This window comes from Streptomyces sp. NPDC041968 (assembly GCF_055589025.1).
In genome coordinates, this window is sequence record NZ_JBVJCB010000001.1 from 1 (window position 1) to 12,712 (window position 12,712).

The following is a 12,712-nucleotide window of genomic DNA, read 5'->3' on the forward strand; positions in this document are numbered from 1 at the left end:
GTCGCCTTGGTGAGCCACTACCTCACCAACAAGCTGATAGGCCGCGGGCTCATCCTGCACCGCCGGAGCTTTCGAACCGCCTGGATGCCCAGGCGGATCAGTATCCGGTATTAGACCCCGTTTCCAGGGCTTGTCCCAGAGTGCAGGGCAGATTGCCCACGTGTTACTCACCCGTTCGCCACTAATCCCCACCGAAGTGGTTCATCGTTCGACTTGCATGTGTTAAGCACGCCGCCAGCGTTCGTCCTGAGCCAGGATCAAACTCTCCGTGAATGCTTTACCATCACGGGAGCGGAACAGTCGGAGGAATAATCCGACCGTTCACAGCGTCCTCGCTGTATTTTTTCAAAGGAACCTCAACCTCATCGGAGATCCGATCAGGTCGGGGTATCAACATATCTGGCGTTGACTTTTGGCACGCTGTTGAGTTCTCAAGGAACGGACGCTTCCTTTGTACTCACCCGAGAGACTCTCTCAGGCTTTCCTCCGGGCGCTTCCCTTCGGTCTTGCGTTTCCGACTCTATCAGATCCTTTTCGGTCCGATTCCCTGTCGGCGGGATTTGCCGTGGCTTCTCGGCTTTCGCCTGTCGGCCTTTCGACATTCACTACGCTAGCTGATTTCTCCGCGGTCTCATAATCGAGTCCTGCAAGTCGAATTCAGGCATGCAGGCACGCCGAAATCGCCCCCGCTGAGGGGAAATCGTAGGTAGTGGGTGGCCGCTTCCGGCTGCAGGCGATTGCCGTACCCGGGTCAAGCGGCTCGGGCTACATTACGTGGGGGTCCAAGGAGAGTCAACTTCGGCGTCGCCGGGGTACGTGCGCCCGGTACGGGCTCACCGTCGGGTCGTCCGCGACCCAGAACCGCCAGGGATGGACGCCGCCCTCGCCGGACACTCCGGTGCGCGGGCCGTTGCGTACCTGGTCGCGGGGTACGGGGCTGCCGGTCAGGACGCGCAGGGGGGTGTCCTCGGGCGTGCAGGCGTCCGTGCCGTTCAGCTCGCGGCCGACGTCCAGCGCGGTGGCCAGTCTGGCGGGGCCTTTGGCCAGTTCCTTGTCATTGCGGGCCGAGAGTCGGCGGGTACGGGCCAGCTCGGCGCCCTCGATGATCTCGCCGGCGCGGAGCAGGACCGCACTCGACCGGCCCTCGGGACCGCACACGAGGTTCATGCAGAACCACATGCCGTAGGTGAAGTAGACGTACACGTGTCCGGGGGGGCCGAACATCACGTCGTTGCGGGGTGTGCGACCGCGGTAGGCGTGGGAGCCGGGGTCGTTCTGACCGTCGTAGGCCTCGACCTCCGTGAGGCGGAGGGCGATCGGGCCGTCCGGGGTGTCGCGGACGAGGATGCGGCCCAGGAGGTCGGGGGCCACGTCGAGGACGGGCCGGTCGAAGAAGTCCCTGGGCAGGGGCGTACGGTCGGGGCTCGCGATCATGCCCTCCGAGCGTAACGCAGGTGAGTGGCGCGGAACCGGCCACGGGCGAATCGCGTTGGTAGGGGTCAAGGGTTCACACGCACAGCCTGGAGAGGGAGAGACATGGCGTTCAAGAAGCTGCTCGCGAGCCTGGGGGCCGGCGGGGCTTCGGTCGAGACCGTGCTCAGCGAGGTCAACGTCGTTCCGGGCGGTGTCGTCCAGGGCGAGGTGCGGATCCAGGGCGGTTCGGTCGACCAGCAGATCGAGGCCCTGTCGGTCGGTCTCCAGGCCAAGGTCGAGGTGGAGAGCGGCGACCAGGAGTACAAGCAGGACATCGAGTTCACGAAGAGCCGGCTCGGCGGCGCCTTCGAGCTGAAGGCTAACGCGGTGCACGCGGTGCAGTTCGGGCTCGAGATCCCGTGGGAGACGCCGATCACGATGATCGACGGGCAGGCCCTGCGCGGGATGAACATCGGGGTCACCACGGAGCTGGAGATCGCCCGCGCGGTGGACTCCGGCGACCTGGACGCGATCAACGTGCACCCGCTGCCCGCGCAGAAGGCGATCCTGGACGCGTTCATCGGGCTGGGCTTCCGCTTCAAGAACGCGGACATGGAGCGCGGCCACATCCGGGGTACCCGGCAGCAGCTGCCGTTCTACCAGGAGATCGAGTTCTTCCCGCCGCAGCAGTACCGGGGGCTCAACCAGGTCGAGCTGAGCTTCGTCGCCGACGCGCAGGCGATGGACGTCGTGCTGGAGATGGACAAGAAGCCGGGGCTGTTCAGCGAGGGCAGCGACACGTTCCGCTCCTTCAAGGTGGGGCTGAACGACTGGCAGGGCACCGACTGGACGGCGTACATCAACCAGTGGCTGTCCGAGGTCGGCAGCAAGCGGAACTGGTTCTGAGGGTTCTAGGCTCGGACACCACTGCACCGAACGATCAGGAGGTACCGAGGTGACCGAGCTCGAGCGGCGTCCGCTCCCCCATGACTTCCACCCGCCCGTGCCGTCCTTCACCGTCACGAGTGAGGACGTCCAGGAGGGAGCGACGCTCAAGGACGCTCAGGTCCACGCGGCCGGCAACACCTCGCCGCAGCTGCGGTGGGAGGGCTTCCCGGCCGAGACCAAGAGCTTCGCCGTGACCTGCTACGACCCGGACGCCCCGACGGGGAGCGGGTTCTGGCACTGGGTGGTGTTCGACATCCCGGCCTCGGTGACCGAGTTGCCGGTGGGCGCGGGCAGCGGCACGTTCGAGGGGCTGCCGGCAGGCGCCGTACAGGCGCGCAACGACTACGGCAGCAAGGACTTCGGCGGCGCCGCGCCGCCGGCCGGTGACGGGCCGCACCGTTACGTGTTCACGGTGTACGCCGTGGACCAGGAGAAGCTCGGTCCGGACGCGGAGGCCACTCCCGCGTTCGTCGGCTTCAACCTGCGGTTCCACACGATCGCGCGCGCCCAGCTCGTCGGTGAGTACGAGGTGCCCGCCGAGGACTGAGTGTCCCGAGCGTTCATGGAACGTTTGCCCGCTCCTGGTCTTGGAATGGATCAGGGGCGGGCATTTTTGTTGCCGGGGGTGGTGGGGAAAGCGTCCCCCACCGGAGCGGCAGATATTGCGTTGTCCCATGCGGCGTGCCCGGCCAGAGTTGATCCCAGCCCGCCAGGGGGTGGGCCGGTGCACACGGGAGGTGGACTGGTATGCGGGACACGCTGGTGCTGAACGCGAGCTTCGAGCCGTTGTCGACGGTGACGTTGAACCGAGCCGTCGTTCTGGTGCTCCAGGACAAGGCCGTCGTCGAGCAGGCCCACCCCTCGCTGCGGATGCGCGGAGCCGCGCTCGACATACCGGCGCCGCGGGTGATCAGGCTCTGCCAGTACGTACGGGTGCCCTTCCGAAGACGTGCGCCGTGGTCCCGGCGGGGTGTCCTGGTCCGGGACCGGCACCGGTGTGCGTACTGCGGCCGGCGAGCGACGACCGTCGACCACGTGGTGCCGCGGTCGCACGGCGGGCAGGACTCGTGGCTGAACACGGTCGCCTCGTGCGCGGAGGACAATCACCGCAAGGCGAACCGGACGCCCGAGCAGGCGGGGATGCCGTTGCTGAGGGAACCGTTCGAGCCGACGCCGGCCGACGCGATGCTGCTGGCGTTGGCCCGGGACGACTTCGAGGCGCTGCCGGACTGGTTGGTGCTGGACGCGGCGTGACGGACGGCCGCCGTAGGGGCACGGGTTCGGTGCCGGGTGCGGGCCGTCCTCGGCTGGTCGCACAGTCCCCGCGCCCCTGAGGGCGCGGGGAACCGCCCGAACGTCGACGGGCCAGCGTCAGTCGATCGTCGGCTTCTCGCGGCGTTCCTGCGCGGGGACGCTCGCGCCGCCGTTGCCACCGGAGCCGGAACCGCCGCCCATGCCGCCGAAGTTGCCCATGGCGCCCGAGAGGCCCTTGAGAGCGTCGCCGATCTCGCTGGGGACGATCCAGAGCTTGTTGGCGTCGCCCTCGGCGATCTTCGGGAGCATCTGGAGGTACTGGTAGGAGAGCAGCTTCTGGTCCGGGTCGCCGGCGTGGATGGCCTCGAAGACCGTACGCACGGCCTGTGCCTCGCCCTCGGCGCGCAGGGCGGCGGCCTTGGCCTCGCCTTCGGCGCGCAGGATCTGGGACTGCTTCTCACCCTCGGCGCGCAGGATCTCGGACTGCCGGACACCCTCGGCCTGGAGGATCGCGGCGCGCTTGTCGCGGTCGGCGCGCATCTGCTTCTCCATCGAGTCCTGGATGGAGGTGGGCGGTTCGATGGCCTTGAGTTCCACGCGGTTGACGCGGATGCCCCACTTGCCGGTCGCCTCGTCGAGTACGCCGCGCAGGGCCGCGTTGATCTCCTCGCGGGAGGTCAGGGTCCGCTCCAGGTCCATACCGCCGATGATGTTGCGCAGCGTGGTGACGGTGAGCTGCTCGATGGCCTGGATGTAGCTGGCCACCTCGTAGGTCGCGGCGCGGGCGTCGGTCACCTGGTAGTAGATGACGGTGTCGATGTTGACGACCAGGTTGTCCTGGGTGATGACCGGCTGCGGCGGGAAGGGGACGACCTGTTCGCGCAGGTCGATGCGGTTGCGGATGGTGTCGATGAACGGGACCACGATGTTGAGGCCCGCGTTCAGCGTCCGCGTGTACCGGCCGAAGCGCTCGACGATGGCGGCGCTGGCCTGCGGGATGACCTGGATGGTCTTGATCAGGGCGATGAAGACCAACACCACCAGGATGATCAAGACGATGATGACCGGTTCCATCGTGGTTGCCCGTCCCCTTCTCCGCCGCGGCGCTGTGGCAGATCCTGTTGACCCTGACTACGGGCCCTGACTACGGCTGATCTTACGGCTGTTGAGGATCTTGCTGGTCGAGTCTGACAGACCGTCGCGTGCCTCGGGGGGTGTTCGGTCCAGTTGTGTCCGGTGAGGTCACATGATGATCGCCGTTGCCCCTTCGATGTCCACGACGTCCACTTCCTCACCCGTCTCGTAGGCGCGGCCGGTGTCGAGTGCGCGGGCCGACCAGACCTCTCCGGCGAGCTTGATCCGTCCGCCGGAGCCGTCGACCCGTTCCAGGACGACGGCCTGTCTGCCCTTCAGGGCGTCGACCCCGGAGACGAGTTGGGGCCGTTGGGAGCGGTGCCGGGCGGCGATGGGCCGCACGACGGCGATGAGGGCGACCGAGACGACGACGAAGACCAGTACCTGGACGACGAGGCCGGCGCCGAACCCGGAGGCGATGGCGGCGGCGACCGCGCCCACGGCGAGCATCCCGAACTCCGGCATCGCGGTCACGACGAGCGGGATTCCGAGCGCTGCCGCGGCGACGAGCCACCACACCCATGCGTCGATGTCGTTCACACGGTCATGTTAGGTCCGCGGAAGGTGCCGGGGACAGGGCGCACGGGGGGCGGCTCAGGACAGGGGGAGCCCCTGCGCGGTCCAGCGGTCGCCGAACTGCTCGACGACGAGCGGGAGCCCGAAGCAGAGGGAGAGGTTGCGCGAGGTGAGTTCGAGCTCCAGCGGACCGGCGGCCAGGACCTTGCCCTGACGGATCATCAGGACGTGGGTGAAACCGGGGGCGATCTCCTCGACGTGGTGGGTGACCATGATCATCGAGGGGGCGATCGGGTCGCGGGCGAGGCGGCCGAGGCGGCGGACGAGGTCCTCGCGACCGCCGAGGTCGAGACCGGCGGCCGGCTCGTCCAGGAGCAGCAGCTCGGGGTCGGTCATCAGGGCGCGGGCGATCAGGGTGCGCTTGCGCTCGCCCTCGGAGAGGGTGCCGAACCTGCGGTCCAGGTACTCGGTCATGCCGAGGCGGTCGAGGAAGGCGCGGGCGCGCTGCTCGTCGATGTCCTCGTACTCCTCCTGCCAGCCGGCGGTCATGCCGTAGGCGGCGGTCAGCACGGTCTGCAGGACGGTCTGGCGCTTGGGCAGCTTGTCGGCCATGGCGATGCCGGCCATGCCGATGCGGGGGCGCAGTTCGAAGACGTCGGTGCCGGGCTTGCCGAGGGTCTCGCCGAGGATGGAGGCGGTGCCGCTGCTGGGGTACAGGTAGCTGGACGCGACGTTGAGGAGGGTGGTCTTGCCGGCGCCGTTCGGGCCCAGGATGACCCAGCGCTCGCCCTCCTTGACCGACCAGGAGACCTGGTCCACCAGAGCCCGGCCCTCGCGGACCACGGATACGTCCTGAAGCTCCAGAACATCGCTCATGAGCGCGTTGTCTCCCCTTGCAGTGTGGCCGGTTCCGGCTGTCGCGTACGCCTGTGGGCTCGGGCCGCCGCGCCGGTGGGCGCAGGCCCCTCCAGGAAATCTACGCCACCGGTCGGCCGCACCGTTCCATCGGTCCGGTCCTTAGGGTGGGGGGATGCTCTCGGAACCACGCGCAGGGCGCCTTGCCGCCTGGGGAAATGCCCTTATTGCCGGAATGGTCTCGCCGGACGACGCCGCGGTCGCGATCGTCGGCGACGACGCGGTGCATCGGGTGGAGGATCTGCCGGGTGAATCGGCGCCGGTGGGTCTCACGCTGGCGCTGGGGCGGTTGCGGTCGCTCGGGGCGACCGGGCTGCGGGTCGCGCTGCCCGCGCCGGGGCATCCGCTGGGACTGAGCGGGCCGCCGGACTTCAACGCGCGGGCGCTGGAGGCGGAGGAGGCGGTCATCTGCCACGGCGCCGCGCTCGGGCTGGTGCCGGAGGTGTACGAGGCCGGGCCCGAGGGCGATGTGCATGTCGAGGTCGTCTGGCACTGCTTGCCGGTGCGGGAGGCGCCGCCTGCCGACGTGCCGTCGCTCGGGGAGGCGGAGCGGGAACTGGCGGAGGCGCTGCGGGACGCGACGGAGATGCTGACGCAGTTGGACGTGGCCGGGTCGGGGCCGGTGGCCGAGGCGACCGTGGCGGCGTACCGAGCGCGGGCCGAGCGGGGGCGGGAGGTGCTGGCGCCGGGGTATCCGCCGCGGGCGGTGCGGGTGCTGGAGTTGGCGCAGCGGGTGGGGGCGTTGGTGTCGCTGGCGTGTGAGAACGGCCACGGGGGCGCGGTGAGTGCCTCCGAGATGGCGGCGCGGTGGGAGGCGTTGCGGCCGGTGGAGCGGACGGCTCGGCGGGCGCAGGTCGCGGCGTACAACTCCGTTGTGGAGGAACGGGAGCGGGGGGTGCGGTGACGTCCCTTGGAAGGTGGGACGGAGGCGAGGGGGTCGCTCGGTGGGGGTGAGCCGGGAGGCGCTGGGCGGGGGCGGGTGTCGCGGCCGGGCGTTCGCCGGGTGCCGCTGCGCCCATCCGTGCCGCCCCAGCGGCATGACTGTCCGCGGCTGCGGCGGGGCTGCCGTCTGCGGCTGTGGGAGTGAAGGGGGCGGCCGGTGTGGTGGGAAGGCGACCGGCCTCCCGGGTGGGGCCGGGAGGCCGGGGGTCTGGGGCGGCGTGCCGCGTGGGGTCAGTGGTTGAGACCCAGGTTGCCGAAGGCCGGGTTCAGGACACCGATGACGTTGACGCTGTTGCCGACGGCGTTGACCGGGATGTGGATCGGCGCCTGGACGACGTTGCCGGAGGCGACGCCCGGGGAGCCGATGGCCTCGCCGTGGGCGGCGGCGCCCTCGGTGGCGGAGGCCATGCCCGCACCGGCGGCGATCAGCCCGCCGGCCATCATCGTCACGGCCGCTGCCTTCTTCAGGTTCTTCACTACAAGCCCTCCTTGCGATCGCCGCGGCAGTCGCCGCGGCACGCACTGGAGAACGGCCGGGGCGCACGGAGGATGCGCCATGTGGGGGACATTCCCACGACGGTATGAATCTCGGACCGGAGGGGAACCCTCCGGGTTGCCGTCGCGTACGCGCGTACGGATCAGCCGGTCACACCGTGGCGTACGGCCCACAGCGCGGCCTGGGTGCGGTCCGCGAGGTCGAGCTTCATCAGGATGTTCGACACGTGGGTCTTGACGGTCTTCTCGGAGAGCACGAGCGCGCGGGCGATCTCCCGGTTGGAGCGGCCGTCCGCTATCAGGCTCAGCACCTCCCGCTCCCGCTCGGTGAGGGAGCCCGCCCTGCCCTGGCCCGAGCCGCCCTCCTCCTGGGACAGCAGGGCGCCCGCGACCTCGGGCTGGAGCAGGATGTGACCGGCGTGCACGGAGCGGATGGCGCCCGCCAGGGCGTCGGGGTCGACGTCCTTGTAGACGTAGCCCGCCGCTCCGGCCCGCAGGGCGGGGACCACGGTGCGCTGTTCGGTGAAGCTGGTGACGATCAGCACGCGCGCGTGGTTGTCCAGCTCGCGGAGCCTGCGCAGCGCCTCGACGCCGTCCATGCCCGGCATCTTGACGTCCATGAGGATCACGTCGGGCTTCAGCTCCTCGGCGCGGTCGACTCCTTCGGCGCCGTCGGCGGCCTCGCCGACCACCTCGATGTCGTCCTGCACCTCCAGGAAGGTGCGCAGGCCCCGGCGGACCACCTGGTGGTCGTCGACGAGCAGCACCTTGATTGCGTCAGCCACCTGGGACCTCCATCTCGATCGTGGTGCCCTTGCCGGGCGCCGATTCCACGGTCAGCGTGCCCCCGGCGCCGCTCGCCCGGTCCCGCATCGAGACCAGGCCCAGGTGGCGTCCGGCGCGGCGGACCGTGCGCGGGTCGAAGCCGCTGCCGTCGTCGGTGACGCGCAGCACGGTCGCGGCGCCCCGGCGGTGCAGGGTCACGGCGACGTGTTCCGGCGAGGAGTGCCGCAGGGCGTTGTGCAGCGCCTCCTGGGCGACGCGCAGCAGTGCCTCCTCCTGGGCGGCGGGCAGGGCCTTGACCCCGTGGCCGGCGAAGGTGACGCGTGCGGTGTGGGCGCGGTCGAGGACCTGTATCTGGGTGCGGAGGGTGGCGACGAGGCCGTCCTCGTCCAGGGCGGCGGGTCGCAGCTCGACGACGGCGGCGCGCAGCTCCTCGGCGGCTTCCGCGGCGAGCGCGGCGACCTGCTGCAGTTCGCCCTTGGCGCGCGCGGGGTCGCGGTCGACGAGGGTGGCGGCCGCCTGGGCGGTCAGGCGCAGGGAGAACAGTTTCTGGCTGACGGCGTCGTGCAGTTCGTGGGCGAGGCGGGAGCGTTCCTCGGCGATGGTCAGCTCGCGGCTGCGTTCGTACAGGCGGGCGTTGGTGAGGGCGATGGCGGCGTGCTGGGCGAGGATGCCCAGGAGTTCCTCGTCGTCCGCGGTGAAGCCGCAGCCGCCCTCGGGCTTGGGGCAGTTCTTGTTGGCGAGGAAGAGGGCTCCCATGACCTCCTCGCCGTCGCGGATCGGCAGGCCCAGGAAGTCGACCAGGTCGGGGTGGGCGGCGGGCCAGCCCTCGAAGCGGGGGTCCTTGCGGACGTCGCCGAGGCGCTCGGGCCGGGCCTCGCGCAGCATCGAGGCGAGGATGCCGTGCTGGCGGGGCAGGGGGCCGATGGCCTTCCACTGCTCGTCGCTGACGCCGTCGACGACGAACTGGGCGAAGCCTCCGTGGTCGTCGGGGACACCGAGGGCCGCGTACTGCGCGTCGAGCAGCTCGCGGGCCGAGGCGACGATCGTCTTGAGGACGTCGCGCACCTCGAGGTGCCTGCTCATGGCCAGCAGCGCGGAACTCACCGCGGCGAGGCCGGACCGGGGGCCGTGACTCATGTCCTCACGGTACCGGCGGGGGGTGACACCGGGATCGGCCCTGTGGCCGCCGTCGCCTAGGGCGGTGGGCCTAGGCCGGAGGTCCCGCCCGCCGGTCCTAGGGCGAAGGGCCCCGCACGGTTGCGGCCGGTGCCCGAGGCGGCCGGTGCGGCCCGGTTCCTACGTTGAGGATCACGCCGGACCAACCGGGAGGCGTGGACGACGAGGGGACGTGGATCATGCCGGTCGCGATCATCACGGGGGCTTCGAAGGGGCTGGGCCGGGCGCTCGCCGAGGCCCTGGCGGCCCGGGGCTGGGACCTGGTGCTGGACGCCAGGACGCCGGAGGTGCTCAGGGGGACCGCGGTCGCGCTGGAGGCGTACGGCACGCGCGTGTCGGCGCTGCCGGGGGATGTCACCGACGCCGGGCACCGGGCCGCTCTGGTGGCGGCGGCCCGGCGGCTCGGCGGGGTGGACCTGCTGGTCAGCAACGCGAGCGCGCTGGGCGCGGAGCCGCTGGTACGGCTGGAGGCGCTGCCGCTGGAGGGGCTGCGGCGGGCCCTGGAGGTGAACGTGGTGGCCGCGCTGGGCCTGGTCCAGGAGGCGCTGCCGTCGCTGCGGGAGGCTCCGGCGGGCGCGGTGCTGACGGTCAGCTCGGACGCGGCGGCGGAGGCGTACGAGACGTGGGGCGGCTACGGGGCGTCCAAGGCGGCCCTGGACCAGTTGGCGGCCGTGCTGGGCGCCGAGGAGCCGGGGCTGCGGGTCTGGGCGGTCGACCCCGGGGACATGGCCACCGACCTGTACGCGTCGGCCGTACCGGACGACGACGATCCGCGGCCCGAGCCGGCGCGGGTCGTGCCGGCGCTCCTGCGGCTGCTGGACGAGCGGCCGGCCGGCGGACGGTACGCGGCTCCGGCGCTGCTGGAGGGACGGCGATGACCCTCGCGCTGCGGGTGCCGGAGGAACTGTCGGCCCGGGTGCCCGTGGAACAGCGGGGGCCGGGGCTGGACCGGGACGCCGTACGGCTGCTGGTGTCGCGCGGCACCGAGGTGTCGCATCACGGCTTCCGGGAGCTGCCCGGGCTGCTGCGGGCCGGGGACCTGCTCGTCGTCAACACGTCCGTGACGCTCGCCGCCGCCGTGGACGGGCACCTCGGGCGCGCGCCCGTGGTGGTGCACTTCTCGACGCGGGGGGACGACGGCCGGTGGGCGGTGGAGCTGCGGGACCCCGACGGAAGGGGAACCACGCGCGCGCGTGCGGGAGCGCGTGCGGGGAAGGGACGTCGAGCGTCTCCTGCGGCGGGCGGTGCGGGGGGCCGTGCCGGCTCCCCGCGCGGGGCGGAGGTGCGGCTGGCGGGGGGTGCGCGTCTGGTGCTGGAGGAGCCGTTGAGCGCGCGCGGGGAGCGGCTGTGGTGGGCGCGGGTCTCCGGGGCCGAGGTGCCCGAGGTGCTGCGGGAGCACGGGCGGCCCATCCGCTACTCCTACACGGAGCGGGACCAGCCGCTGTCCGTGTACCGGACGGTCTTCGCGCTGCCGTCCGAGGACGGGGCGGGCAGCGCGGAGATGCCGAGCGCGGCGCGGCCCTTCACGGCGCGGCTGGTGGCGGAGCTGGTGAGCCGCGGGGTGCAGTTCGCGCCGGTGACGCTGCACACGGGGGTCGCCTCCGCCGAGGCGCACGAGCCGCCGTACCCGGAGCGGTTCGTGGTGCCGGAGGCGTCGGCGCGGCTGGTCAACGCGGCGAGGGCGGGCGGCGGGCGGGTCGTCGCCGTGGGGACGACGGCCGTACGGGCGGTGGAGTCGGCGGCCGACGCCGACGGGGTCGTACGGGCTCGGGCCGGGTGGACCGATCTGGTCGTGACCCCGGAGCGCGGGGTGCGGGCGGTGGACGGCCTGCTGACGGGGCTGCACGACCCCGAGGCCTCGCATCTCCTGATGCTGGAGGCGGTGGCGGGGCGGGCGGCGATCGACCGGGGGTACGAGGCCGCGATGGAGGGGCGCTACCTGTGGCACGAGTTCGGCGACGTCCATCTCCTCCTGCCGTAGGAGGGGGCCGCCGAGGCCCTCACGCAACGGATTGCTTCAGCAACAAATCGTGAGAACGGCGGGGGGTGGATGTGAGCCCTCGCATAGGGCGCACGTCACGTACGAAGGGGAGTAGGAGAACGACTCGTCCGTTTTGAGCGGGGCAGACAGTCCAATCTGCCCCGTTTCGCCCTTCCCTGATCCACTACCCGGGATCGTACGTCACACCTTTGCCTCCGGATTTTGCGGCCGCTAAGAATTGCTCTCGTCGCTCAGCGCCGCGGGTTGTCGCCCCGCGGTGCTTGTGCCGGAAGCATCCCTGTCCCCCGCCGGACGAGAGCGACCTCCGCGCTATTCGAAGAGGTCTATCCCGCCATGCCCAAGAACATCTTCACCCGTGGTCATAGTCGTCCCCTGAACCGCACCCACAAGCTCGCGATCGCCGGTGTCGGCACGCTCGGCGCCGCCGCCGTCGCGCTCACCGCGGTCCCGGCCAGCGGCCAGACGACCACGAGCGAGGCCGCTCCGACGGCCAAGGTGGCGTACAGCACCAAGCAGATCCAGGACGTGCACGCCGGCGTCACCGGCCAGCTCGCCGGTGCCAGCCAGAAGGTCGCCTCCATCGAGGCGAAGAAGGAGGCCGCCGCGGCCGCCGCGAAGGCCACCGCGGCGAAGAAGGCGGCCGCCGAGAAGGCCGCGGCCAAGCGTGCGGCGAAGGAGACCGCCAGCCGGTCCACCCAGCGCACCGAGGTCAAGAAGTCCTACCCGGACAACCTGGACGGCTGGATCCGCGAGGCCCGGGACATCATGAAGAAGCACGGCATCCCCGGCTCCTACGAGGGCATCCACCGGAACATCATCCGGGAGTCCTCCGGCAACCCGAGGGCCATCAACGACTGGGACATCAACGCCATCAACGGCATCCCGTCGAAGGGCCTGCTCCAGGTCATCCCGCCGACCTTCGAGGCCTACCACGTGGCCGGCACCCCGAAGAACATCTGGGACCCGGTCGCCAACATCGTCGCCGCGTGCAACTACGCCGCGGACAAGTACGGCACCATGGACAACGTCGACAGCGCGTACTGAGGTCAGCGCGGACCTCTTCACGACGTCGCCGACGCCGCACCGTACGCCGAAGGGCGGCACCCTCCTGACGGGGTGCCGCCCTTCGGG

Annotated in this window: 14 protein-coding genes and 1 rRNA gene; 7 read left to right on the plus strand and 8 right to left on the minus strand. The window is 70.9% G+C overall.

Features of this window, described 5'->3' with window-relative positions:
• Positions 1-273 (minus strand): 16S ribosomal RNA (locus tag ACZ6EG_RS00005); the annotation flags it as partial.
• 519 nt (positions 274-792) lie between these two features.
• Entirely contained in the window at positions 793-1,434 is a 642-nt protein-coding gene (locus ACZ6EG_RS00010) for a DNA-3-methyladenine glycosylase (RefSeq protein WP_356607595.1), read from the minus strand.
• Positions 1,435-1,536: 102 nt separating this feature from the next.
• On the opposite strand from ACZ6EG_RS00010, the gene ACZ6EG_RS00015 reads away from it, so the two are divergent.
• The 3 genes from ACZ6EG_RS00015 (at position 1,537) to ACZ6EG_RS00025 (ending at position 3,615) form a co-directional block, all read left to right on the plus strand.
• A complete protein-coding gene (locus ACZ6EG_RS00015) occupies positions 1,537-2,319 on the plus strand; it encodes a sporulation protein (protein WP_391972482.1) in 783 nt (260 codons plus the stop codon).
• Between the two features lie 49 nt (positions 2,320-2,368).
• Positions 2,369-2,908 carry a YbhB/YbcL family Raf kinase inhibitor-like protein gene (locus tag ACZ6EG_RS00020; protein ID WP_356607599.1) on the plus strand — a complete coding sequence of 180 codons (540 nt, stop codon included), beginning with the start codon at positions 2,369-2,371 and terminating at the stop codon, positions 2,906-2,908.
• A 200-nt stretch (positions 2,909-3,108) separates the two neighbouring features.
• Positions 3,109-3,615 carry an HNH endonuclease gene (locus ACZ6EG_RS00025; protein WP_356607601.1) on the plus strand — a complete coding sequence of 169 codons (507 nt, stop codon included), beginning with the start codon at positions 3,109-3,111 and terminating at the stop codon, positions 3,613-3,615.
• Between the two features lie 117 nt (positions 3,616-3,732).
• Here the strand turns inward: ACZ6EG_RS00025 and ACZ6EG_RS00030 are convergent, their stop codons facing one another.
• The 3 genes from ACZ6EG_RS00030 to ACZ6EG_RS00040 all read right to left on the minus strand — a co-directional run bounded on the left by ACZ6EG_RS00030 (position 3,733) and on the right by ACZ6EG_RS00040 (position 6,141).
• On the minus strand, positions 3,733-4,689 hold the full coding sequence (locus ACZ6EG_RS00030; RefSeq protein WP_383647364.1) for an SPFH domain-containing protein: 957 nt from the start codon (positions 4,687-4,689) through the stop codon (positions 3,733-3,735).
• 168 nt (positions 4,690-4,857) lie between these two features.
• The gene (locus ACZ6EG_RS00035) at positions 4,858-5,289 is read right to left on the minus strand and encodes an NfeD family protein (RefSeq protein WP_391972483.1); all 432 of its coding nucleotides are present in this window, start codon (positions 5,287-5,289) and stop codon (positions 4,858-4,860) included.
• A gap of 54 nt (positions 5,290-5,343) precedes the next feature.
• Positions 5,344-6,141 (minus strand): ABC transporter ATP-binding protein, encoded by a 798-nt coding sequence (locus ACZ6EG_RS00040; protein ID WP_391972484.1) that lies wholly within the window; start codon positions 6,139-6,141, stop codon positions 5,344-5,346.
• Between the two features lie 154 nt (positions 6,142-6,295).
• Between ACZ6EG_RS00040 and ACZ6EG_RS00045 the strand changes: the two genes are divergently transcribed.
• Positions 6,296-7,084, plus strand: a complete 789-nt coding sequence (locus ACZ6EG_RS00045) for a hypothetical protein (RefSeq protein WP_469600306.1) — start codon at positions 6,296-6,298, stop codon at positions 7,082-7,084.
• A gap of 269 nt (positions 7,085-7,353) precedes the next feature.
• On the opposite strand, the gene chpE is transcribed toward ACZ6EG_RS00045, so the two are convergent.
• From chpE to ACZ6EG_RS00060, 3 genes are all read right to left on the minus strand, one after another.
• Positions 7,354-7,599: a chaplin ChpE gene (gene chpE / locus ACZ6EG_RS00050; protein WP_356607611.1), complete on the minus strand. Its 246-nt coding sequence runs from the start codon at positions 7,597-7,599 to the stop codon at positions 7,354-7,356.
• A 161-nt stretch (positions 7,600-7,760) separates the two neighbouring features.
• A complete protein-coding gene (locus tag ACZ6EG_RS00055) occupies positions 7,761-8,402 on the minus strand; it encodes a response regulator transcription factor (RefSeq protein ID WP_356607613.1) in 642 nt (213 codons plus the stop codon).
• Complete coding sequence (locus ACZ6EG_RS00060) at positions 8,395-9,540, minus strand: GAF domain-containing sensor histidine kinase (RefSeq protein ID WP_356607615.1); 1,146 nt, start codon at positions 9,538-9,540, stop codon at positions 8,395-8,397. The genes ACZ6EG_RS00055 and ACZ6EG_RS00060 overlap by 8 nt, the downstream gene beginning before the upstream one ends.
• Positions 9,541-9,758: 218 nt before the next feature.
• Here ACZ6EG_RS00060 and ACZ6EG_RS00065 point away from each other — a divergent pair, with 218 nt between their 5' ends.
• From ACZ6EG_RS00065 to ACZ6EG_RS00075, 3 genes are all read left to right on the plus strand, one after another.
• Positions 9,759-10,457, plus strand: coding sequence for an SDR family NAD(P)-dependent oxidoreductase (locus ACZ6EG_RS00065; RefSeq protein ID WP_469601619.1), 699 nt, complete (start codon positions 9,759-9,761; stop codon positions 10,455-10,457).
• The gene (locus ACZ6EG_RS00070) at positions 10,454-11,560 is read left to right on the plus strand and encodes an S-adenosylmethionine:tRNA ribosyltransferase-isomerase (protein WP_469600311.1); all 1,107 of its coding nucleotides are present in this window, start codon (positions 10,454-10,456) and stop codon (positions 11,558-11,560) included. Before ACZ6EG_RS00065 ends, ACZ6EG_RS00070 begins: the two co-directional genes overlap by 4 nt.
• 354 nt (positions 11,561-11,914) lie before the next feature.
• The gene (locus ACZ6EG_RS00075; RefSeq protein ID WP_391972487.1) at positions 11,915-12,625 is read left to right on the plus strand and encodes a transglycosylase SLT domain-containing protein; all 711 of its coding nucleotides are present in this window, start codon (positions 11,915-11,917) and stop codon (positions 12,623-12,625) included.
• Positions 12,626-12,712: the final 87 nt, after the last annotated feature.

Bases quoted from the DNA above. Each gene is read 5' to 3' on its own strand.
- ACZ6EG_RS00010 (WP_356607595.1), bottom strand. From the start codon at position 1,434: ATGATCGCGAGCCCCGACCGTACGCCCCTGCCCAGGGACTTCTTCGAC.
- ACZ6EG_RS00015 (WP_391972482.1), top strand. From the start codon at position 1,537: ATGGCGTTCAAGAAGCTGCTCGCGAGCCTGGGGGCCGGCGGGGCTTCG.
- ACZ6EG_RS00025 (WP_356607601.1), top strand. From the start codon at position 3,109: ATGCGGGACACGCTGGTGCTGAACGCGAGCTTCGAGCCGTTGTCGACG.
- ACZ6EG_RS00030 (WP_383647364.1), bottom strand. From the start codon at position 4,689: ATGGAACCGGTCATCATCGTCTTGATCATCCTGGTGGTGTTGGTCTTC.
- ACZ6EG_RS00040 (WP_391972484.1), bottom strand. From the start codon at position 6,141: ATGAGCGATGTTCTGGAGCTTCAGGACGTATCCGTGGTCCGCGAGGGC.
- ACZ6EG_RS00045 (WP_469600306.1), top strand. From the start codon at position 6,296: ATGCTCTCGGAACCACGCGCAGGGCGCCTTGCCGCCTGGGGAAATGCC.
- ACZ6EG_RS00060 (WP_356607615.1), bottom strand. From the start codon at position 9,540: ATGAGTCACGGCCCCCGGTCCGGCCTCGCCGCGGTGAGTTCCGCGCTG.
- ACZ6EG_RS00065 (WP_469601619.1), top strand. From the start codon at position 9,759: ATGCCGGTCGCGATCATCACGGGGGCTTCGAAGGGGCTGGGCCGGGCG.
- ACZ6EG_RS00070 (WP_469600311.1), top strand. From the start codon at position 10,454: ATGACCCTCGCGCTGCGGGTGCCGGAGGAACTGTCGGCCCGGGTGCCC.
- ACZ6EG_RS00075 (WP_391972487.1), top strand. From the start codon at position 11,915: ATGCCCAAGAACATCTTCACCCGTGGTCATAGTCGTCCCCTGAACCGC.